Source organism: Neptuniibacter marinus (genome assembly GCF_965223595.1).
Taxonomy (GTDB): domain Bacteria; phylum Pseudomonadota; class Gammaproteobacteria; order Pseudomonadales; family Balneatricaceae; genus Neptuniibacter; species Neptuniibacter marinus.
Genome location: NZ_OZ245004.1, coordinates 46225 through 69476 on the forward strand (window position 1 = coordinate 46225; position 23252 = coordinate 69476).

General features: G+C 43.3%; 20 protein-coding genes. 9 read left to right on the plus strand and 11 right to left on the minus strand.

Translation table 11 applies throughout. From position 1 onward, the window contains the following. The first annotated feature begins 5 nt into the window (after positions 1-5). Together ACOQOE_RS00260 and ACOQOE_RS00265 are read left to right on the plus strand one after the other, a co-directional pair. Positions 6-1319, plus strand: coding sequence for a uroporphyrinogen-III C-methyltransferase (locus ACOQOE_RS00260; protein WP_067862985.1), 1314 nt, complete (start codon positions 6-8; stop codon positions 1317-1319). Beyond that, on the plus strand, positions 1319-2566 hold the full coding sequence (locus ACOQOE_RS00265; protein WP_420554622.1) for a heme biosynthesis HemY N-terminal domain-containing protein: 1248 nt from the start codon (positions 1319-1321) through the stop codon (positions 2564-2566). Before ACOQOE_RS00260 ends, ACOQOE_RS00265 begins: the two co-directional genes overlap by 1 nt. 75 nt (positions 2567-2641) lie before the next feature. Here the strand turns inward: ACOQOE_RS00265 and ACOQOE_RS00270 are convergent, their stop codons facing one another. The 4 genes from ACOQOE_RS00270 to trxA all read right to left on the minus strand — a co-directional run bounded on the left by ACOQOE_RS00270 (position 2642) and on the right by trxA (position 7044). Further along, positions 2642-3682, minus strand: coding sequence for an FAD-binding oxidoreductase (locus ACOQOE_RS00270; RefSeq protein ID WP_420554623.1), 1041 nt, complete (start codon positions 3680-3682; stop codon positions 2642-2644). Between the two features lie 3 nt (positions 3683-3685). Continuing rightward, entirely contained in the window at positions 3686-5164 is a 1479-nt protein-coding gene (gene ubiD, locus ACOQOE_RS00275; RefSeq protein ID WP_067862994.1) for a 4-hydroxy-3-polyprenylbenzoate decarboxylase, read from the minus strand. A 64-nt stretch (positions 5165-5228) separates the two neighbouring features. Next, on the minus strand, positions 5229-6488 hold the full coding sequence (gene rho / locus ACOQOE_RS00280) for a transcription termination factor Rho (protein ID WP_067862996.1): 1260 nt from the start codon (positions 6486-6488) through the stop codon (positions 5229-5231). A gap of 229 nt (positions 6489-6717) precedes the next feature. Continuing rightward, entirely contained in the window at positions 6718-7044 is a 327-nt protein-coding gene (trxA, locus tag ACOQOE_RS00285) for a thioredoxin TrxA (protein WP_067863000.1), read from the minus strand. A gap of 258 nt (positions 7045-7302) precedes the next feature. Between trxA and ppx the strand changes: the two genes are divergently transcribed. After that, entirely contained in the window at positions 7303-8817 is a 1515-nt protein-coding gene (gene ppx / locus ACOQOE_RS00290) for an exopolyphosphatase (RefSeq protein ID WP_420554624.1), read from the plus strand. 80 nt (positions 8818-8897) lie between these two features. On the opposite strand, the gene ACOQOE_RS00295 is transcribed toward ppx, so the two are convergent. Both ACOQOE_RS00295 and hslO read right to left on the minus strand, forming a co-directional pair. After that, a complete protein-coding gene (locus tag ACOQOE_RS00295) occupies positions 8898-10445 on the minus strand; it encodes a phosphoenolpyruvate carboxykinase (RefSeq protein ID WP_420554625.1) in 1548 nt (515 codons plus the stop codon). Positions 10446-10609: 164 nt separating this feature from the next. Next, entirely contained in the window at positions 10610-11482 is an 873-nt protein-coding gene (gene hslO, locus ACOQOE_RS00300) for an Hsp33 family molecular chaperone HslO (protein WP_420554626.1), read from the minus strand. Positions 11483-11605: 123 nt separating this feature from the next. On the opposite strand from hslO, the gene ACOQOE_RS00305 reads away from it, so the two are divergent. Further along, the gene (locus ACOQOE_RS00305) at positions 11606-12394 is read left to right on the plus strand and encodes a phosphatase PAP2 family protein (protein WP_067863012.1); all 789 of its coding nucleotides are present in this window, start codon (positions 11606-11608) and stop codon (positions 12392-12394) included. A gap of 66 nt (positions 12395-12460) precedes the next feature. Here the strand turns inward: ACOQOE_RS00305 and hslR are convergent, their stop codons facing one another. Together hslR and yrfG are read right to left on the minus strand one after the other, a co-directional pair. After that, positions 12461-12868, minus strand: a complete 408-nt coding sequence (gene hslR / locus ACOQOE_RS00310) for a ribosome-associated heat shock protein Hsp15 (protein WP_067863015.1) — start codon at positions 12866-12868, stop codon at positions 12461-12463. Between the two features lie 11 nt (positions 12869-12879). Beyond that, positions 12880-13533, minus strand: coding sequence for a GMP/IMP nucleotidase (gene yrfG / locus ACOQOE_RS00315; protein WP_067863017.1), 654 nt, complete (start codon positions 13531-13533; stop codon positions 12880-12882). Positions 13534-13565: 32 nt separating this feature from the next. On the opposite strand from yrfG, the gene nudE reads away from it, so the two are divergent. Next, positions 13566-14126 (plus strand): ADP compounds hydrolase NudE, encoded by a 561-nt coding sequence (gene nudE, locus ACOQOE_RS00320; RefSeq protein WP_067863020.1) that lies wholly within the window; start codon positions 13566-13568, stop codon positions 14124-14126. Positions 14127-14180: 54 nt separating this feature from the next. Then, positions 14181-15014: a 3'(2'),5'-bisphosphate nucleotidase CysQ gene (cysQ, locus tag ACOQOE_RS00325; RefSeq protein WP_231867923.1), complete on the plus strand. Its 834-nt coding sequence runs from the start codon at positions 14181-14183 to the stop codon at positions 15012-15014. Between the two features lie 136 nt (positions 15015-15150). On the opposite strand, the gene ACOQOE_RS00330 is transcribed toward cysQ, so the two are convergent. Continuing rightward, positions 15151-15432 (minus strand): hypothetical protein, encoded by a 282-nt coding sequence (locus tag ACOQOE_RS00330; RefSeq protein ID WP_067863026.1) that lies wholly within the window; start codon positions 15430-15432, stop codon positions 15151-15153. A 290-nt stretch (positions 15433-15722) separates the two neighbouring features. Between ACOQOE_RS00330 and ACOQOE_RS00335 the strand changes: the two genes are divergently transcribed. Next, entirely contained in the window at positions 15723-16304 is a 582-nt protein-coding gene (locus tag ACOQOE_RS00335) for a superoxide dismutase (protein WP_067863030.1), read from the plus strand. 90 nt (positions 16305-16394) lie between these two features. Here the strand turns inward: ACOQOE_RS00335 and ACOQOE_RS00340 are convergent, their stop codons facing one another. Beyond that, the gene (locus ACOQOE_RS00340; protein WP_231867924.1) at positions 16395-17015 is read right to left on the minus strand and encodes an arylesterase; all 621 of its coding nucleotides are present in this window, start codon (positions 17013-17015) and stop codon (positions 16395-16397) included. Between the two features lie 11 nt (positions 17016-17026). Between ACOQOE_RS00340 and ACOQOE_RS00345 the strand changes: the two genes are divergently transcribed. Beyond that, complete coding sequence (locus ACOQOE_RS00345; protein WP_067863033.1) at positions 17027-17716, plus strand: ABC transporter ATP-binding protein; 690 nt, start codon at positions 17027-17029, stop codon at positions 17714-17716. Continuing rightward, complete coding sequence (locus tag ACOQOE_RS00350; RefSeq protein ID WP_420554627.1) at positions 17713-20205, plus strand: ABC transporter permease; 2493 nt, start codon at positions 17713-17715, stop codon at positions 20203-20205. The genes ACOQOE_RS00345 and ACOQOE_RS00350 overlap by 4 nt, the downstream gene beginning before the upstream one ends. A gap of 81 nt (positions 20206-20286) precedes the next feature. On the opposite strand, the gene ACOQOE_RS00355 is transcribed toward ACOQOE_RS00350, so the two are convergent. Further along, entirely contained in the window at positions 20287-23136 is a 2850-nt protein-coding gene (locus ACOQOE_RS00355) for a DUF748 domain-containing protein (RefSeq protein ID WP_420554628.1), read from the minus strand. Positions 23137-23252: the final 116 nt, after the last annotated feature.

Sequence of the window (23252 nt, forward strand, 5' to 3'; positions counted from 1 at the left end):
GACAGATGAGCGACAAGAAGAAAACGCCACAGGAAGAGAGCACTGAAGCGCCAGAAACTAGCACACCTGAAATGTTAGACGAGGCGGCTAAAGAGACAACAAAGGATACAACCGAAGAGGTTGTAGCAGCAAAATCAAAGGACCCAGTCAAAACGACTCCTTCTGCTGAAGACGCTGAAATCAAAGAGGCGATCGATGAAGCCGTCAAAAGTGCCGAAGCAAACAAAACAGCTGCAGCTAATGAAGCCGCCGAAAAGCACACAAAAAAAGAGAAACAGCGAGCGACATGGCCGGGTAAATTAGCTCTTCCTCTATCGATTATTGCTCTCGGGGCCGCAGGCTATCTTTACTGGTTATCCCTTCAACAAACGAACAACGTTGAACAAAATAACGCTGCTATTCAAGCCCAAGTAAGCGCTTCACTCAGTGCTGCACAAGGCTCAATCGATCAATCTCTTGCCAGCATGAATCAAAAACTTGGCCAGTTACAAGCACAGAGCCAAGCAGACAAGAATAATATTGATGAGCTTCAAGCCCGCTTAACGAAAAGCATCCAGCAAGTTACTGCAACACAAAGCACCTCCCGTAAAGATTGGTTACTTGCCGAAGTGGAATACCTTTTACGCTTAGCGAACCAGCGCGTCTTGATGGAACAAACGGCTGATGGCGCTATCAAACTTTTAAAATCTGCGGATAAAATACTCAAGGAGACGGATGACGTTTCGATCTATGAAGTTCGCAAAGCCCTCGCCTCTGATATCGCTGCTCTAGAAGCCGTACCCGCACTGGATACTGAAGGGGTATTTTTAAAATTAGATGCCCTTAACCAGCAAGTGCCCAACCTACGCTTAATTCCCATTTCCGAGCAGCGCAAGCTACCGGACCTACTGGAAGAAGTAACACCCGATTCAGTTTCTGAATCTTGGACGGCTGGCCTAGAAGCATCATGGGGTAAAGCTGTCGATAAACTTGATAAGTTGGTTGTGATTCAACATAGGGACGAGCCAATTGAGCCACTACTCTCACCTGAGCAATCCTACTATCTGCAACAAAACCTGCATCTAATGCTGGAACAGGCACAACTCGCATTACTGCAACGCAAACAAGCCTCTTATGACGCGAGCTTAACAAAAGCACAAGATTGGATCTCTACCTATTTTGAAGCGAAAGACAGCACAACCCAAAGCCTTCTGAATAACATTACTGAGCTACAAAGCGTCAAAGTTACCGCAGAGATGCCTGACATCTCAGGCTCGCTACGCACACTTAAAGGCTACTTAACCCAGATGGCTAAACTGAAGGAACAGGGAGCATCCTAATGAAGATTTTGTTCCTTATTCTATTAGTTATTTTAGGGGCCGGCGCCTTTGTCGGAGAACTGATGATTCAGGACTCCGGTTACGTCTTGATCGCCTATAATCAGACCACCATAGAAACCAGCTTATGGGTGCTGCTGGTAGCCCTACTAATCACCTTTATCCTCTTGCATTGGATAATCAATGTATTAACCCATACAAAATTACCTACAACTAAACTAAAAGCGTGGAAAGATCATCGCAACCACCTAATTAGCCGCCGAAAAACCCTGAAAGGACTAACTTCTTTATCTGAAGGGAATTGGGCTCAAGCCCAGAAACAGTTGGCACAAGCAGCAGAACGGTCAGACCTTCCGCTGGTTAACTACTTAGCTGCTGCACGTGCGGCCCATGAGCAAAATAATGAACAGGCAACGGACGAGCTGCTACAAAAAGCACGCAACTCAACGCCCGAAGCCGAAGTGACTGTTGCTATATCCCAAGCAGAGATACAGCTATCACGCGGCCAGCTAGAACCCTGCTTAGCCACTCTGCTACGCTTGCGTACTTTAGCGCCGAAGAATACTTATATAATGAAGCTTCTAAAAGATATCTATCTGCGCCTAAATGATTGGCAGGCACTATCTAAGTTCATTCCTGTATTACGCAAGCACCAAGCATTAAAAGATGAAGAGCTCACTCAGCTTAGCCGTGAGTGCTATAGCCAGTTACTAAATGAGAGCATCAGCAAGCTCCCTATTGAAACGAGCAATGAAGATCGTCTTAGAGCATTAGGGAAAGCATGGAGCGACCTTCCCAGTGAGCTTTCACGGGATGAGGACTTAGTCCAACGCTACACAGAACTACTTGTCTCTCTTGGCGCAGAAGGACGTGCTGAGCAGAACCTTAGAGATCTTATTAAGCGTAACTGGAATGAACAATTAGTAAACCTTTATGGACGCCTCAGCGGTGAAAACGCGAAGAAACAATTAGATACCGCACGTGGCTGGCTAAAATCCCATGATGATAGTCCAAGCTTACAACTAACCTTAGGACGACTGTCTATGCGGAATCAACATTGGGGGCAAGCAGTTAAGTATTTTGAACACAGTCTAGAACTTAACCCTAGCTCAGAAACTTTAGCTGAATTAGCTCGTCTACTACGCCATTTAGGTGATGGAGAACGTGCCCAAGCCCTATTACAACAGAACCTTAATCTAGTTGCATCGGGACTGCCTGAACTGCCTATGCCGAAACAGGAAAAAGCCTAGCTATTAAATAGCACACATAAAAAAGGGATGCTTTGCACCCCTTTTTTTATGGCTGATAATAAGCCCCTTGAACTCTTACTTACTTCTTGGCGCGTACGCAAAAACATCCGAGTGCATATGCTCTTCCTTAAAACCTTTCGCTTCACAAGCTTCAAGTAAGGCATAGACCATAGCCGGCGAACCACTGGCAAAGATCTCTACATTATCAAAATTTTCAAAGTCATCCAAAATTGCTTCAGGTAGCAGGCCAATCCGTCCGGTCCAATTTGGACTATTTTCAGATTCACTCACAACCCGCTCAAAATGCACATTGGTATGCTCTGCCGCCCACTGCAAAGGAAGGTTACCTAAATAGATATCATCTTCCACTCTAGCACCCCAATAAATATAGATAGGGTTACTAAACTGATTAGCCAAAAGGTGTTCAACCACACTTTTCACTTGCGCAAAACCAGTACTTGCTGCCGCAAAAATTAATCGTGTATCAGAACTGATCTTATGCGCCTGTAAATAACAATCACCCTTAGGGATTTCAACTTCAACAGTGCTAGCACTTTGTAGATACTGAATAATATCATTAGACATCTCACCACTAGGTACGTGACGAATATGAAGCTCTAAGTTACGACCCTGATCAGGTGCAGACCCTATTGAGAACGATGCTTGTTTCCCATTAGGTAAGATTAAATCTAAATATTGACCTGCATAAAACTCAGCAGACATAGATGCTGTAACAGGTAACTGAAGGCGGACCCGATAGACGTCTGAATTCAGTTTTTCAATCGCTGTAATATCACATTGCAGTTTTTTCACTAGTAGCTCTCCAGGGCATTTCAGCCCCTCTATTTTCACCCTAACGTCGCTTAAAGGCCGACATGTACAAGCAAGCACTACCTCTGTCATCTGATTTATTTTTTTATTTAATTTCAGATGCTTTTCAGGGTAATGCTGAATAATCTCGCCATTTATCAGCCTAACTTCACATATTTCACAAACGCCATTTCTACAACCCACTCGAAGTTGATAGCCATGCCGCCAGAGGCTCTCCAATAAAGTTTCGCCGGATTGACCCATAAGTATACGGCCAATATTTTCGATCTCTATCTTATGAGCCATCAATCAATCCAGAATGCCTAGGTCATCCCACAAGTCATCGACTTTTTTCTGTACTTCAGAATCCATTTCAATCGGCAAGCCCCACTCACGGGTGGTTTCACCTTCCCATTTATTGGTGGCATCCATACCCATTTTCGAACCTAAACCCGATACAGGCGATGCAAAATCAAGATAATCTATAGGTGTATTATCAATCATCACTGTATCGCGCTGGGGATCCATACGTGTAGTAATTGCCCAGATCACATCATTCCAATCTCGTGCATTCACATCATCATCACAAACAATGACAAATTTTGTATACATAAATTGGCGTAAGAAAGACCAAACCCCTAACATAATACGCTTTGCGTGCCCTGGGTATTGCTTCTTGATAGTCACAACCGCCATACGATACGAACAGCCTTCTGGTGGCAGATAGAAATCGACAATCTCAGGAAACTGTTTTTGCAAAATAGGCACAAAAACTTCATTCAACGCCACCCCCAAGATGGCGGGTTCATCTGGCGGCCGCCCTGTATAGGTACTGTGATAGATAGGATTACTACGATGAGTAATGCGCTCAACAGTAAAAACAGGGAAGCTATCTACCTCATTATAATACCCCGTATGGTCACCAAACGGGCCCTCATCAGCCATCTCATCTGGATGAATATAACCCTCTAAAATAAACTCTGCACTTGCGGGTACCTGCAGGTCACTGCCTAAGCACTTAACCACTTCAGTTTTACCACCCCGCAATAAACCGGCAAAGCCGTATTCGGATAAGGTATCAGGCACAGGCGTTACTGCACCAAGAATAGTGGCTGGATCAGCACCTAAAGCCACAGCTATAGGAAAAGGCTCACCGGGATGCTCCAACTTCCACTCACGAAAATCTAAAGCGCCGCCCCTATGAGCTAACCAACGCATAATCAGTTTGTTTTTGGCAATTAGTTGCTGCCGATAGATACCTAAGTTCTGTCGTTCCTTATTGGGCCCGCGAGTAATAACCAGCGGCCATGTAACTAAAGGTGCTGCATCGCCAGGCCAACAGGTTTGAATAGGTAATTTATTCAGATCTACATCATCACCTTCGATAATATGTTTCTGACAAGCCGCTGTTTTCACAACTTTAGGGCCCATATTCAAAACCTGTTTAAATATAGGTAGCTTATCCCACGCGTCCTTCATTCCTTTTGGAGGTTCGGGCTCTTTCAATTGCGCTAAAAGTTTTCCAACCTCTCGCAAAGCTACAACACTATCTTCACCCATTCCCATAGCAACACGCTCAGGTGTGCCAAAAAGGTTGGTAAGTACGGGATAGTCATAGCCTTTGGGGTTTTCAAACAGGAGCGCTGGGCCACCAGCCTTTAGAGTCCTATCACTAATCTCTGTCATTTCAAGATTAGGATCAATCTCCTGTTTAATCCGCTTAAGTTCGCCACGTTCTTCCAACATATGAATGAAATCACGTAGATCTTTGTATTTTGGAGTCGCCATATATAGAACCTAGTAAAAACAAAAAAGGGCAAGCATAAGCTCACCCTTTTATACGTAAACTGGTTTATTTCCGTTTCATCGACAGGAAGAATTCATCATTTGTTTTAAAGTCTTTCAACTTATCAATAACAAACTCTGTTGCTGCAGTATCTTCCATTGGGTCAAGAAGCTTACGTAGGATCCACATACGCTGCAGCTCTTCTTCAGACGTCAGCAAGTCTTCACGACGGGTACCTGAACGACGGATATTAATGGCAGGGAACACTCGCTTCTCAGCAATCTTACGATCGAGGTGAACCTCAGAGTTACCTGTACCCTTAAACTCTTCGAAAATAACTTCGTCCATTTTGGAGCCTGTATCAACCAACGCCGTAGCGATAATCGTCAAACTTCCACCCTCTTCGATGTTACGCGCAGCACCGAAAAAACGCTTAGGACGTTCAAGTGCATGAGCATCAACACCACCTGTTAACACTTTACCCGATGAAGGAATAACTGTGTTGTAAGCACGCGCTAAACGTGTGATCGAATCCAGCAAGATCACAACATCTTTTTTATGCTCCGTCAGGCGTTTCGCTTTCTCGATAACCATCTCAGCGACTTGAACGTGACGTGATGGAGGCTCATCAAACGTTGACGCAACAACTTCACCACGAACGGTGCGCTGCATCTCAGTTACTTCCTCTGGACGTTCATCAATTAGCAAAACAATCAAATGGGTTTCCGGGTTGTTACGCGTAATGCTGTTAGCAATATTCTGCAACATTAAGGTCTTACCCGCTTTTGGTGGAGATACCACCAATGCACGCTGGCCTTTACCCATAGGGCAAACAAGATCGATAACACGGGCAGTCAGATCTTCTGTACTACCATTCCCGATCTCCATTCTCAGACGATCCTGAGCAAATAGTGGCGTCAGGTTTTCGAACAGTATTTTGTTCTTGGCGTTGTCTGGTTTGTCGTAGTTAATCTCATTAACTTTCAACAGAGCAAAATAACGCTCACCATCCTTAGGAGGACGAATCTTACCTTCGATCGTATCACCTGTACGCAGGTTAAAACGACGGATCTGGCTTGGTGATACATAAATATCATCAGGACCAGCTAGGTATGAGGAGTCAGCTGAACGTAGGAAGCCGAAGCCATCCTGCAAAATTTCAAGGACACCGTTGCCATAAATATCTTCGCCACCTTTAGCATGGCGTTTCAGGATAGCAAAAATAACATCCTGTTTACGGGACCGTGCCAAGTTATCCATTCCCATGCCTTTGGCAATATCAAGTAGCTCGGGAACGCTTTTAGTTTTTAATTCGGTAAGATTCATAGTTTGAAGGAAACAAGCACTAAGCTGATTTTTTTATTTGGATGGAATTTAGGAAGAAATACGAAAATGGCCTTAAGACACAACACTAAAAAAAGATTAAAGAAAGATGAAATTCTAGCGGGCTGGCCAAACTTTAGACACTATAGAAGGAAGAAAACCGCCTGTCTATAGTAAACGCTAAGAAAGTGTAATGTTTTATAAAACATCACACTTTACTAAGCTTACTAGCTTACAAATTAGCTTCGATGAAAGCTGCTAATTGTGACTTTGACAAAGCACCAACTTTAGTTGCTTCGACATTACCACCTTTAAACAACATTAGAGTTGGAATACCACGAATACCAAATTTTGGCGGTGTTTCGCTGTTTTCATCAATATTCAGCTTACAAATTTTAAGCTGATCACCATACTCTTTTGCAATCTCTTCAAGAACTGGCGCAATCATTTTACAAGGACCACACCACTCAGCCCAATAATCCACTAAGACTGCACATTCAGCCTTGAGAACATCTTCGTCGAAGGAAGCATCTGTAACATTTACAATGTTTTCACTCATGGGAACTATTCTCCGCTGCGCCCAACACTTTAATCAGACAGCCGATAATAACACCCAACAGGCCATTGTGTAACGGGGTTGTAGCCAATTAGCGACCATTTTCTCACTTAAAAACGCGTTTGATGTGAATAAACTGTTTCAAAACAAGCATCTATTACGCCGTCACATTATGTTAACGAAAAGCAACTGCAGCCAAAGCCTTCTTTTGGTACTCTACTCTCCAATTCCTCTCTACTATCATCTATGAGGCTTTTTGTAATGACCGAGCAGAATACTGCTAGCGATAACATTGAAGAGCAATTTCTCGCCGCTATAGACCTTGGCTCCAACAGTTTTCATATTGTTGTAGCCCAACTCGACCAAGGCGAACTACGAACGGTAGACGTCATGTCCGATAAAGTTCAACTCGCAGCCGGCATTAACAATAAGCGCTACTTAACCGATGGAGCCAAACAGCGAGGTCTTGAATGCTTAAGTCGTTTTGCTCAACGCATCAAAGATTTACCAAGAGATGCTGTACGGGTTGTCGGTACAAACGCGTTACGCGAAGCCAAAAATAGCCGAGAGTTTATAGAAGAAGCCGAAAATATCCTTGGCACTCCACTTGAGATCATTGCAGGACGAGAGGAAGCTCGCCTCATATATTTAGGCGTATCCCATACATTAGCCGATGACAAAGGCGCTCGCTTAGTCATTGATATAGGTGGTGGCAGCACCGAATTTATCATTGGGGAACGCTTTGAACCCAACATGATGGAAAGCCTACATATGGGCTGCGTTAGCTTCACTCAACGCTACTTCCCCGACGACATCATTAGTGCAAAAAACTTCAAACGCGCCCAAACCGCCGCACTTCAAGAGCTACAATCAATCAAGTTTTCCTATAAAGAGCATGGTTGGAATAGCACAGTAGGTTCATCCGGTACAATCAAAGCGGTTCGTAACGCTTGCATCAGCAACGGATGGAGTGATGACCGCATTACCAAAGATGCGCTACATACACTTAAAGATACAATCTTAAGTTTTGACAACAGCAACGATATCGATATTGAAGACCTAAAGCCTGAGCGAAGAAAAGTCTTTCCAGCCGGAGTTGCGATCCTTTGTGCCGCATTTGAAGCGCTTGATATTGAAGAGATGCACTTTTCAGAAGGCGCACTCCGCGAAGGGGTACTTTATGATATGGCTGGGCGCTTGCGTCATGAAGACGTTCGAGACCGAACCATCAATGCCATTATGCAGCGCTACCACGTAGATCAAGAACAAGCAGAAAGGATCGAACAGACCGCATTAATCGCCTGGGCTCAAGTAAAAGAAGAGTGGCAGCTATCACGTAAACACTACGACATGCTTAGCTGGGCCGCAAAGACCCATGAAATAGGCCTGACTATTGCGCATAGCCAGTTCCACAAGCACAGTGCCTATTTACTTACCCATGCCGATCTACCTGGCTTTACTACACAGGAACAACTCCAACTAGCGACCTTAGTCCGAGGCCACCGTCGGAAATTCCCAAAAGATGACTTTAAAGCCTTACCAAAACGCTTACAGGAGCCCTACACCCGCCTTTGCGTACTACTACGTATTGCGGTCGTACTCCATCGGAGTCGCTCAAAAGACAGGCTTCCTGCTATCTCTTTTTCTATCGATAATAAAAAACTGATTATAGAATTCCCTGAAGGCTGGCTAGAACACCATCCCCTAACACTTGCTGATTTAGAGCAAGAGACTGAATATCTGAACAGTGCAGATATAAAGCTCCGCGTACAATAAACCAGCTCCAAATAAGCAACGCAGATACAAAAAAGCCCCTGTATTTCTACAGGGGCTTTTCTTTTACCGACGAAAACTAATTAAAGCTTAGGACCCGCGGCAATAATATCTTCAGATACACCATCGAACTTTTTAAAGTTCTCAACAAACTGACCTATCAGGTCTTTTGCAGCAGCATCATAAGATGATTGATCAGACCAAGTTTCACGCGGATTCAATAACCCAGAATCTACACCTGGAACAGAGACAGGAACGTTAAGGTTCAAACCATCCAAATTAACAGTCTCAGCATCCGTAAGAGCACCATTCTGTATAGCGCTAATAATACCGCGCGTAGTTGGAATACTGAAACGTTCGCCAGTACCGTAAGAACCACCAGTCCAACCGGTATTAACAAGATACACTTTAGAGCCGAATTCTTCGATGCGCTTCATTAACAACTCAGCGTAAACATGCGCTGGACGCGGGAAGAAAGGCGCACCGAAGCAAGTTGAGAAGGTAGATTTAATACCACCACCAGAACCCATCTCAGTAGAACCTACAAGTGCTGTATAACCAGAAAGGAAGTGGTACGCAGCTGCTTCTTTAGTCAATACTGAAACAGGTGGTAATACACCGGTTAAATCACATGTAAGGAATACGATAGAATCAGGCTCATCACCCATATTCAGCTCAGTACGTTTCTCAACATGCTCTAATGGGTATGCGCAGCGACCATTTTCAGTCAGTGACGTATCATCATAATCAGCTGTACGCTTCTCATTCAATGTTACGTTTTCAACGATAGCGCCAAAACGAATCGCATCCCAAATGATTGGCTCATTTTTCTGGCTTAGATTGATCGTCTTCGCGTAGCAACCACCTTCAAGGTTAAATACAACACCTTTACCCCAACCATGCTCGTCATCACCGATAAGGTAGCGATCTGGGTCGGCAGAAAGGGTTGTTTTACCTGTACCCGAAAGACCAAAGAATAAGGTAGTACTATTATCTTCACCTACGTTTGCAGAACAGTGCATAGGAAGCACATCTTTTTCTGGTAGTAGGAAGTTCTGAACAGAAAACATCGCTTTCTTCATCTCGCCGGCATAACGCATGCCTACAAGTAACACTTTACGCTTAGCGAAGTTAAGAATGACACAACCGTCACTGTTTGTACCATCGCGCTCTGGCTCGCATTCAAATCCAGCCACGTTTAGCACTTGCCACTCTTCTTTCGATTTTGGATTGTATTCCGCAGGACGAATGAACAGGTTTTGACCAAACAGATTCTGCCACGCAGTCTGAGTTGTCATTTTAACAGCAAGATAGTGACTTGGATCAGAACCGACATGTACGTTAGATACAAAGTGTTCTTTATCCGCTACAAACTCTTCTACACGAGTCCATAGGGCATCAAACTTATCAGAATCGAAAGGGCGATTAATATTGCCCCAATCGATTGAATCTGAAGTACTTGGCTCTTCAACGATGTAACGATCCATCGGAGAACGGCCTGTACGTTTACCTGTTGTTACTACTAAGGCGCCTGAATCAGCTAATATCCCTTCACCATTTAAAATGGCTTTTTCTACTAGCTCAGCTGGGCTTAAATTTTGATATGCAATGTTCAATGAATCTTTGGTCATTACTGGGTTCCCTTGGCATAGGCGCCAATAACGTTTCCTAAATAAGGCGTAAGGTATATATCGTATTTATAAGGACGCGTATTATGCACAAAAATCGCACGAAGCGCCATTACAGAAAGCTATTAAGAGTTGACTTAATGCAATTTTAAGCTAAAGAAGATCAATTAATGTATATTTTGTGTGTGGTCAGCTACACCTGATGTGGAAAATAACGCCTCAACATCAGTCTGATCAAATCGATAATGACGGTTGCAAAATTGGCAGTTCACATCAATCATCCCTTCCTCTTTGAGCAGTTCAAAGAGATCATCCTTCCCCACCAATTTCAAAGAAGCTAAGCTCCGCTCCCGAGAACAAGTACACGTAAACTGCACGCTGTCTGGTTCATAAAGCCTGCACGTCTCTTCATGAAATAAACGATATAATAGCGTTTCATTATCCAATTCAAGCAGCTCATCGCTTTTGAGTGTAGATGCGAGCAGACTAATGCGTTCCCAATCATCTTGACCTGAACCTTCCGCCGGTAAGACTTGCAACATTAAACCTGCCGCTGTCTCGCCATCGGAAGCCAACTGCACATAAGTCGGTAACTGCTCAGAACTGACGAAATAGCTCTCAAGGCATTTTGCTAAATTTTCACCACCTAAAGGCACTACACCCTGATAACGCTGTCCATTTTCTGGCTCAATCGTCAACACTACCTGACCTTTAGGTAACAATTCAGTCAAGGTCGCATTATCCGGCACCTCCCCTTCCAAGCGAGCAATCGCTCTGACATCACGATGCTGGTTCGTTTCAGCCATCAAAAGACGCACATTCCCTTGCCCTTGGGCTTGAAGGATTAAACGGCCTTCAAACTTCAGGTTGGAACTAAGCAAGCTAACGGCAGCTAACATCTCACCTAGCACCTGCTTAATTACTGAAGGGTAATCGTGGTTTTCAAAACAGTCACTACAGGTTTTCTTTAAACCTGAAACGACACCTCTTATATCCAGCTCATCAAACATAATGCGTTGGATCTGATCAGGATTGCTCATATTAATAAAATCTATTCGCTTGTTCGGAATAAACTTGAATATCTAAATTGATATTCAAGACAAGGAACTTATTTTATCATACCCTTCCTACTATTCGAGCCAACGACAGACACAAATATAACAATGACAACTATTAGCGTTTTTAATACTCAATGGAATTTCAAAGCCCTAATCATCAGCCACCTGCTAGCCGCGTTTTGGCTAGGTTTTTTCCTAACGGATACTGGTTTTGCTGTCTGGCGGAGTATTGATCAAAACATATTCTTTCTATTGAACGGTACGTTATCGGAAGATAACAGTTGGACACGCTTCTGGGCTTGGGCCAATGTCCGTATTTTCGATCTTATTCCGCTCCTCATTATTTTAGTCAGTGTTACTTTCCCAGGTATGGGGCTAAAGCGCGATCGGCTACAACAAGGCTTTATTGGTTTTGTTCTCTTACTTGTATTGATGTTTCTTATTCGCGAATCAGTTTACGCCTATGCGCGCGCTATTGATTTGAGCGGAGCCAGCCCATCATTAATATTAGAGCCCGCTTTCAGGCTCAGTCAGATCGTGCCAGACATTCCCGCCAAAGATTCCGCCGGCCATAGTTTCCCAGGCGATCACGCAACGGTCGTCTTAACCTGGGCTGGGTATATTATATTGAATGCGAGAAGTACACTCTCAATAGGCGCGTTTCTTTTAGCCCTATTATTTATGCTACCCCGCATAGTAGGCGGTGCTCACTGGGCCAGCGATAATTTAGTCGGGGGGGCATTCGCAGCGGCCATTACATTGAGCTGGGCCTTTTGCACGCCGCTTATGCACTACTTAACCTCAGGTGCACATAAACTACTAAGCCCTTTGATTCGTTTATTTGGAAAAATCCCACTGGTGAATCAACTACCTATTCTAAAACAATCCAATTAAAACGCATGTTGAATACGTTAGTCGTTACATAAGGCAACGTAACGACTAACGTAGCAATTCTAAGTATTACTTATCAAAAATACCGCGCCCTTCGTCTTTAAAAGATATGATCTGGCGACGCTCTTTCTTATTAGGACGATTACGTGGATTCAAACCACTTCCCATAGCTTTACGTTGGGCCGCATGTTCTTCACGCTTTTTAATACTCGCTTCGGTTTCTTTATAAAGCTTTTGCGCATCAGGTGCGCCTCCCCGACGATCAGACAGCTCCACAACAACGATCTCTTTTTCATCGAACCCTTGGCGAATCGTCAAGGTGGCACCCACCTCAACATGACGACTACATTTAGTTCGCTGTCCGTTATAGTGGACTTTACCACCATCAATCATCTGCTTAGCAACTGCCCTGGTTTTATAAAACCTAGCAGCCCATAGCCATTTATCTAAACGAACCTTATCTTCAGGCTGTGTCATTCTGTTCCGTTCTATTTCGGTGTGATTTCATTGAAATGGTCGATGGCAGAAAAACCATCGATCTCTCTTTTTGGCTGCTGACTATCCGGCTGAAAGATGGAGAGTAGATAGCGGATTCCATATTCACGAGCACTTTCAAGTACCGCAAAACTATCATCCACCAGCAAAGTTCGGTCTTTATTAAACGACTCTACCTCTTGTAGTCTATCCCAAAAACCAAATGTTTCCTTAGCAAGTCCAAAATCATGTGAGCAGATAACATGATCAACCAATTGGTCTAAATTAGTCGTTTCAGCCTTAAGAGATAAACTATCCTGATGCGCATTAGTCACAATAACAGTGCGGATACCCTGCTGTTTTAAAGACAAAAGAAAGTCCTGCACATGAGGTCTAAAGGCAATTTTTTCTGCCACTTCTTTTTTTAATTCGGCAACAGGTACATTAAGCTCTCGCGTCCAAAAATCTAAGCAATACCAATTGAGCGAGCCCTGCTCCTCTATGATACGCTCATGGAGCCACTGACGAGCTTCCTCTATTTCCATGGAATGAATCTGCGCATAGCGTAAAGGAAGATGCTCAAGCCAGAAAAACGTGTCAAAGTGTAGGTCAAGAAGCGTGCCGTCCATATCTAACAACACTGTATCGATATTTTGCCAATCAAACATTACTCAGGCCATTTGTAGAAGGAGACTTCAGTATGCCGATTAAACCTGAGATTTTAAAGATTACGAACACGGCTAACAGCCGATTATTTAAAATAGAAGAGATTGAGCTCCGTTTTTCCAATGGAGCAGAACGCATTTATGAGCGTCTAGCCAATCGTGGCCATGGTGCGGTTATGATCATCCCCATCACAAAAAATAACGAAGTATTACTAATTCGAGAGTATGCGGTTGGCATAGAGGATTACACCTTAACCCTACCTAAAGGCTTAATTGACCCCGGTGAAGACGAGCACACAGCCGCTGACCGAGAATTAAAGGAAGAAGCTGGATTTGGTAGTAACCGCTTACATACGTTAAAAGTAATGTCATCCGCGCCTAACTATATGGGCCATACAGTCACCGCTGTCGTAGCACAGGACCTCTACCCATGTAGATTAGAAGGTGATGAACCTGAGGAGATGGAAGTTGTCTGCTGGCCACTAGATAAACTAGAGCAATTAATTGAAGATCCCGACTTTACCGAAGCTCGCGCAATAGCTGCTTTATATATGGTTAGAGATTTTTTGACTAAACAATCGACAAAAGGCGACTAATATAAATACAGAGATAGGTCTATGCTGATTTTATAATTAGAAGAAAGGGCCATAATGATGAATCATCAACAACTCATCAAATCGCTTATCCCTCTATGTCAGCAAGCGGGCGCAGCGATCATGCAAGTCTATGAACATAAAGACTTTGCAATTGATACTAAGCAGGATCAATCCCCCGTTACCTCCGCAGACCTTGCTGCGCATGAAATCATTCAGCAAGGGCTACTTGCTCTTACACCCAATATCCCACAGTTGAGCGAGGAAGGTAAGGCCGTTTCCTTTAAACAACGTCAGCAATGGAATAGGTTCTGGTGTATAGATCCATTGGACGGCACTAAAGAATTTATCCAAGGTAACGATGAGTTCACTGTCAATATTGCACTCATCGAAAACAATAAACCTGTGCTTGGCATCATCTATGTTCCTGTATCAAAAACCTGTTACTGGGGCAGCACACAGCTTCAAGCTAAAAAGCAAATAAATGGTCAACATTCTATTCACATTCGTAGCAGACCACTTGGGCAAGAATTAGTGATCGCAGCCAGCCGCAGGCATGGTGAGGATAATAATGACGGTCTGCTTAAACAGCTATACAAGCACTTTAGGCATGTACACAATCATGCGATGGGAAGCTCTTTAAAGATGTGCCTTATTGCTGAAGGTGTCGCAGACTTTTATCCCCGGTTATATCCAACGTCCGAATGGGATACCGCCGCTGCCCAAGCAATTGTTGAAGCCGCTGGCGGGCGTTTAGTTAATGCAACTAACTTGCAGCCTCTTGCCTACAATGAGCAGGAATCATTAGAGAATCCTTTCTTCTACGTGTGTGGCGACCCACAGTTCCCACTCGAAGAGATAACTCTACGTGATAAAACAATGTCGATCTAAATCTTAGAGATAAACTAAATCGTGCTTGGAGATGGGCAGGGATATGCACTTATCCGCATATCCCTGTCAATGGGAGTTTACTCGTAGCAGGGCAGTTACTTAACCTCGCTAAATAAAGAAAGTTTTTAATTAGAAATCATTCTACAGAACAAGCCTTTGAGCCACTGCTAACCACTTCTTCAACCTTCAGTTTGAAGTCTGGATCGCTAAGCTGATTCGACATGATCAATTTCACTTCGTTATCACTAAAATGCTTATGAACATATTTTGCCAAACAATCACAACGCTCCTCTGTTGCTCCCTCCCCTTGCATGCAGCCCTCTTTAAAAGGCTCAAAAGTGTCAGAGGTTAAAAACTGTGTTTTAACAGCCAAAATACCCAATGCAACAAACGCAATCCAAATAAGAACTTTATACATTGTTAAATAATCACTTTTTTATCGTTATATAAAATAAAACAGCCGTCATTCTAGGGCTAATAAGCAACAGTTTCAGCAAACTTTAGTCGCAGGACAACCTTAAACATAGATATTTGATAACAAATGAACGAGTAAACACACTTTTTGTACCATGAAATATAGAGTATTGAGTGCTATCATTCACCCGAATTAGTTTTTACTGGCTGCCATACCATAGTGAGAGTACTAAAATGGTGAGCAGCTGCCTGATAATCTGTCTAAAAATAGACTGACAAAATAAGGTGACACTTATGAGCTTTGAACTTCCGCCGCTACCTTATGCTAAGGATGCTCTGGAACCACACATTTCTGCAGAAACTCTGGACTTCCACCACGGCAAGCACCACAACACATACGTTGTTAAGCTAAACGGCCTTGTTCCAGGTACTGAATTTGAAGGCAAAACGCTAGAAGAGATCATCACTTCTGCGCCTGCTGGCGGCGTATTCAACAACGCAGCACAGATCTGGAACCACACATTCTACTGGAACTGCCTAGCACCAAATGCAGGTGGCGAACCAACAGGCGCTATTGCAGATGCAATTAACGCTAAATGGGGTTCTTTCGCTGCGTTCCAAGAAGCACTTAACGACAAAGCAGTTAACAACTTCGGCTCTAGCTGGACTTGGTTAGTTAAAAACGCTGATGGTTCTCTAGAAATCGTTAACACTAGCAATGCTGGCTGCCCACTTACAACAGGTCAGACACCTTTGCTGACTGTTGACCTTTGGGAACATGCTTACTACATCGATTACCGTAACGTTCGTCCTGATTACCTAAAAGGTTTCTGGGCGCTGGTTAATTGGGATTTCGTAAACGCAAACTTCGCATAAGTTTTCGTTTTACTATAAAAAGGCACCTAAGTTAGGTGCCTTTTTTTTGCCGTAGCTCATCGCTCTATGAATAACTAAACACTGAAAGCCCTAATCTATATTTTCCAATAAAGCTTCAAGGTGAGGCCAAACAGTCTCTAACAAGTAAGGCTGCCCTTTAGCATTAGGGTGAATGCCATCAGCCTGCATACGTTCTGGCACAAGCGCAACCTGCTCCATAAAAAAGGGAACGAACACAGCGCCTGTCTCGTCTGCAATATCAGGATAGATCTCTCTAAACGCTTCCGTATATGCAGCACCATAATTAGCGGGTAGTTGAATACCCAACAGGACAACATCCGCTTCAGCATCTTCAACCATATCGATCAGCCGTAGTAGATTGTTACGAATAGCAAAAGGTGGGGTGCCCCTTAAGCCGTCATTACCGCCCAATTCAATAATAACAATATCTGCATCAATCTTTTGCAATAGCAATTTGAGACGCGCTATTCCATTTTGCGTAGTATCTCCACTAACACTGGCATTAATAACATCTAATGCATAGCCTTCACGCTGTATACGTTGCTCTAAAAGATGCACCCAACCTTGTTCTGGTTTCATGTTGTGTGCAGAGGATAAACTATCCCCTAAAACAACAAGGGAACCTGCACTAGCCGGTAACGTCAAAGCAAAATGACCTAGAATGAAAAGTAGTGAAAGTAGAATTCGCACAGGGACACCTAATGAATCACAAAAAAGACACAGTTATCAGTGCTCAGCATCTCGCAAAACAGTTTAAGACTCAAGCAGGGAATTTAGAGTTATTTAAAGATCTTAATCTCGACATTCAGCGAGGAGAAACGGTAGCTATTATTGGTCCATCAGGTACAGGAAAATCATCCTTGCTGGCTATCTTAGCGGGATTAGATCAGCCCAGCGCAGGCTCGATACTGCTCAATGATACAAATCTAGAACATTTAAGCGACAAAGAGCGCGCCGAATTTCGTAACCAACATATTAGTTTTGTTTTCCAAGCCTTCCATCTACTACCCGATTTAACTGCATTACAAAATGTCATGCTCCCATTACAGATACGCAACAGTAGAAATGCAGAACAGGAAGCTGCCCGTTGGTTAGAAAAAGTGGAATTAGGGGCTCGTCTACATCACAAACCCGCTGAGCTGTCCGGGGGTGAACAACAGCGCGTTGCTATTGCCCGTAGCTTTGCTACACAACCGACTCTATTATTTGCAGATGAGCCCACAGGCAACTTAGATGAGCAAACTGGAGAGCAAATTATCCAACAGCTATTCTCATTAAATACAGAACAAAATACGACGCTGATTTTAATCACCCATGACCCCTCCCTCGCTAAACGTTGCCAACGGGCTTTACGATTACACAATGGCGAGCTAACTGAGATAAGTCTATGAGTGCAACAACACCTATTAAATTAGCCGCCCAACAAAGTATAAGCTGTCTTAAACTCAGCGAATGGCGCTCCCTAATTATCGCATTAGTCTTAGCCATTACTATCGCAAGCCTAATGGCTGTTTTAGGCGAACGAATTGAACGGACATTACTACGCCAAGGTAGCGACATATTAGGCGCAGATCTCATTCTTAGTAGTAGTCGCGGGCTTACGGATAACTCAGCGCTTGTCGCCGAAGAAATGGGAATAACGTCAAGTGAAGTCGTTCAACTCGGTACTATGGCCAGTAGCGGGGGAAACTTTTTATTAGTCACTATACGCGCACTTCAAAGCACTTACCCCCGTGGCACAATCGTTCTAGACCCTCCCCTAGATAGCGAAATACCCAATCTAGGAGAGGCTTGGGCTGAGCAAAGTGCATTAGATCGGCTAAACCTTAAACTAGGCGATCAAGTCACTTTAGGGAGCACTGCTTTTACTATCAGCGCCGTTATTAAATCAGCGCCCGACCGCGGGCGAGGTTTTATTAGCTTTAACCCGCAATTAATCATTAACCGGCAACAATTAGAGCAAACAGGCTTACTTGGCCCCGGCGCTAGATTAAGATATAGCCAACTTTTCGCGGGTACACCTGAGCAGATTAGCGCGCTAGAACAAAGTTTAGAACAACATCTAAAAACCGGCGAGAAGCTCACCTCCATTGCATCGGAAGAGGGCCAGCAGAATAGCGCACTAAGCAAAGCATCCTCCTACCTACGACTCGGGGCTCTCTTTGCACTGCTGATCTCGGCAATGACCATTTTTCTCAGCCTTCGGCGCTTTACTCAGAGTCAATACAAACGTGCCGCATTACTAAAAACCTTAGGCGTAAGCGACCATCAAATACTGCTGCTGTATATCACACAGTTTATCTTCGCTTGGGCCTTATGCTCTATAGCGGGAGTCTCCCTTGCACTCCTATTAGAAAATCTAGGTCTGACCCTTTTACAAGGTGTTCTTCCTCAACCAGTTCCAGCAGCGTCCTCTTTTACCTATTTATCGGGCCCCTTGCTGGGGATAAGCATCTTGCTATGCTTAGGTCTGCCCTCCCTCTTTAAACTACAAAAAAGTAATCCACTGCAACTTATTCAAGATCAAACGGCCTCGCTTAGCTGGGGGAGCAAGCTGCCTTACCTGATCGCTATTGGCCTACTGATCATTTCGACCACTTGGTATCTCAACAATATTCTATTAACGATCAGCTTAATTCTTTGCTTGCTCCTAATTGGAGGGCTCCTTGGTAGCTTTGGTGCTTATGTCAGCAAACAGATTACCAAGAAATTGGCTCCTCACCATCCTATGGGGAATTTGCTTCTTAGCCGTGTGCAACAGCAGCAGCGCTGGTATAGGGTACAGATCCCCGTGATCTGTCTATTATTCTCCCTGCTGAGTATTAACCTTATCGCTTTAAACGATTTACTCAGTCGTTGGCAGGATCAACTGCCAGAAGACACCCCCAATCATTTTTTAATTAACATTCAGGAGTGGGAGAAGGACGACCTACAAGTATTGTTACAGCAAAATAAGATTGATAATCCGCTGTGGCCTATCTATCGCGGCCGTTTAAACAGTATTAATGATCTGCCGCTGTCAGAAGCCCTAACAAAAAAACAGCAAGATCACCCCTCACTTAATCGCGAGCTCAATTTAACCTCTACCGCTACGATGCCCGCCCACAACACCTTAATAAAAGGGCAATGGGACACCCAGACTAAAGCAGCTGAGACACAGGATACTCAACCAGCCTCTGTTTCCATAGAGGAGAAAATCGCCTCGGAGTTAGGACTAAAATTAGGTGATATTGTCGGTTTTAATATTGGGGGAATCGAACGTAAGGCTGAAGTCCAAAGCATACGTAGAGTTCAATGGGATTCATTCCAGCCCAACTTCTATTTTATCTTCTCTCCAGGGCTGCTAGAGGATCTATCCGCCAGCTATTTAACCAGTTTTCATTTAGACAAAGATAACGCTTCAGTTAGCCGACAGTTAATGGAAACCTTTCCAACCTTAACGCTAATTGATGTACGGCAAATACTGGAACAACTGCAACACCTGCTGACTCGGTTATCAATGCTATCAAGTTTATTAATGCTACTGACGACAAGTGCAGGACTCATACTACTGTATGTCACGCTTACCCAAGAGCTTGAACAACGCCGCTATGAAAATGCACTTTTACAAACACTCGGTGCAAGCCAGCAGCAATGTAGGCAACTTGATCGTATGGAGATGGGATTAATTGGTTTAATTAGTGGATTTTTAGCGGTGGTTATTACCGAAGTCAGCTTATGGCCAATTCATCAACAACTCTTAAAACTTGATCCAGTCCTGCATCCTTACCTGTGGATAAGTTTACCTCTATTGAGCTGTGCACTATTTATGCTGATTAGCAAACTGAGTCATCGTCAACAAAGCTTAGCCAAAAGTTACAACACTCTGATCAGCCGCTAAGTCAGTAACCTGTTAGTTTTTATAACAGCCCCACAGTTCAAATACCTAACTATTTGAACTGTGGGGCGCTTACTCTAAGCTTTATAATCCTAAAGTTACTTGTGGCTTCTCTTTAGTTTGCAGATCAACTTTAGGGTAACAGCTAAATAATCGCTCTATATCAACCCCCTGTTTATCTGAAAGCTCGCTCTTAACCGCATCGCTACGCTCCTGCGCTAAAGCTTGCAAAGCGGGTTCTAACTCAAGTAACAAGATCTCCTCATCTACAGGCTTATCCCGTTCTTTATTCTCAGCCTGTAACTGCTCCCATATTGCAGGCTTATCCGCAATAACAGCTAAACCGCAAATATTCATACGCATCCCTTTACGCTCATTCATCATCTCAGCCAATTTAGCCATATAAAGTTTTGATTCGGATGATAGCGTCGTTTGCGCAGGGGAGAAAAAGACAGGCTGCAGCTTAATAAATGAACCTTTATCTTGAGCATCCATCACCATCTGGCTAATAGAAATCAACGCGCCAAAAGGTTGAAGTGCTTTAGTTAGATAACCCATAGCTGCATTTTTAAGCCCTTTTCCTGCCAGCTTATTAATAACCGTCTGATAACCAAATTTAGGATCATCCAACGAGCCATCTAAAGGTATTTGTAGATCAATATTATTATCATTATCTTGAAGAATCATGATGGCGGTGCCTAAAGGCATAGATACTTTTTTATCGAACTCTCCGCTACGTTTATTGTTACGTGCTTCCACCTCAAGCTTGTTTAGACGAATATCTGAATCTCCATCTAACTTCCGATCTTTAATTGAGCCTTTAGTGGTCAATGTTAGTTGACCACTTTGTAAATAATAACCGGTATATTCTAACGAATAAGGGCTAACTTCTGGTAACTCAAGCCCTTTAATCACCGCATCCCAATGACCACCGTAATTGCCACTAAAGAGCTCCATCGCCCCTTTTGCAGTAATCGTAGAAAACTTGCTTTTGGCTGCTAACTCAAAACTCGTTTCACCTTTAGACCCTGTATCTAAAGACCGCAGATTAATTTTGCTAATATCAAGCTTTGTTTTAAAAGCGGGTTTTACACCCTGATCGACAACACTGACCTGATTATTGCCGGAGAGTAATACTTGATTAAGTTTAACGCGGAAAGGTTTGCCACCCGCTGCTGTACTTTTAGACTCGGAATTCCCTTTGCTTGATGGGACATGAGCCAACAACCAATCTAGATCCGACAAGCTACGCGTAGACGTTAAATGTAAGCGGGTTTGACTATCATTTAAAAGGAGCTGATTAATACTAAGGGTCTGTAATTGGTTTAGCTGGATTTTTTTCGCACGAATACCCTTCCACTGAGTGAACACCCCTCCATCCCCAGCCACTTTTAACTGTTCAGTGTTCAGTTCAGCTAATGTCATCTGATCTAAACCCTGTAAAGAAGCTGACGCCAGAGTTAACCCTTTTACTGAAACAAGCGAGTCACCGGATACTGATAGGTCAACATCTGTTACATCCAGTTTAGGTACAGATAGTTGCAACTCAGGTAAGTTTGCAGCTTCAGATCCAAGTTTATGCTGCAATGATGCCGATGCTAGCGCGACACCTTTAATCGAGATCAAAGCATCTGCCGCAGATAAACCAACATCCGTTAAATTTAAGCTGGGTAAAGACACTTTCCAAACATCCATATCTGCTGTTTCAGCACTGGCAGCAAGATCTAGAGCATCGATATTGACAGCCTGATCCGCTTGCGAAAGCTTTAATTTGCTCAGGTTAAGGACTAAATCAGAGACTCTAAGTTGTTTTAAATTTTGTGCTTCAGCACTGGCATTTAGGGTCAGTGCATCGATATCGACGGCCTGATCCGCTTGTGAAAGCTTTAATTTACTCAGATTAAGGGCTAAATCAGAGACGTTAAGTTGCTTTAAACCTTGTAGGTTAATCGCTGAATTTAACTGCAGGTCATCTAATGACAACTGACTTCCAGCCTGAGTTAAATTTACCCCTTTAAGTGCTAGTTTTCCCTTAGTATTTAAGGACTTTAATTCGCTTTTGAGTAACGCCAGATTAACACTACCGCTCCACGCTAAACTTTGTTCATTGATCTTTAAATCGTCTTGCTCAAAGGCGAGATTACGTACACGTATAGAACCATTCTGTACAACATTAGTTAAATGGCTGCCTATATTACTCTGCGCTTTAATATTTAAATCAAGGTCTATATGGGCACGAAGTGTCGGTAAAAAGCCCCCTGTAACACTGTGCAATGGGAAGTTTTCTAATTTAACTTTAAGCTCTGAGCTCTTCTCTTCAGGTAAAGGTAAAGAACTAGAAGAGAGGGTTATTGGTGCATTGTTTAACTTACCATCTAGATCAATAGAAACGAGCTGATTCTGATCCCATAGATAAAAGTCAGCAACACGGCCCGTCTTTAATTGCAACTGATGTTTCTGACCTGCTATATCAGCAGACCATTTAATATCAGTTAAGCGTAATTCAGCTAAACCAAAGCTCCAATTAGATGGTTCATCATCGGTTTCCTCTTCAGGCTCTGCAGGACTATCGCTCTTCGTTAATCCATTCAGATCAATAGGGCCCAACCACAGACTTTCACCCTGCTCACGAAGACCTAGATTAATACCCATTAGCTCAACAGCAGTTAATACTATCTTTTCATCTTTTAATTGCGAGTAATCTAAATCAACGCTGAGCTGATCAACCACTAACGCCGGTTTATCTGGCGTTGACGCTTTAAGTCCATCAATAAGGATATGACCGGTAAACCAGTTAACTTTAATTGCCTTTAATTCCGCTTGCTCTGCGCCATTATTTAACAACCAAACAACAACCTGATCTCTAACAAGATAAGGCACACTGTGAAACAGTAAAGCAAGAGTAACAATGGAGATAAGAAAGAAACGCAACATAATTATTTTTCACTCATTAATCTAACGCTAGTCTATTCATCATAATAGAATTTTATGAATAGGATCCTAACGTTCTATAAAAAAATCAATATATTAATCACTAAAAGATCAGATCT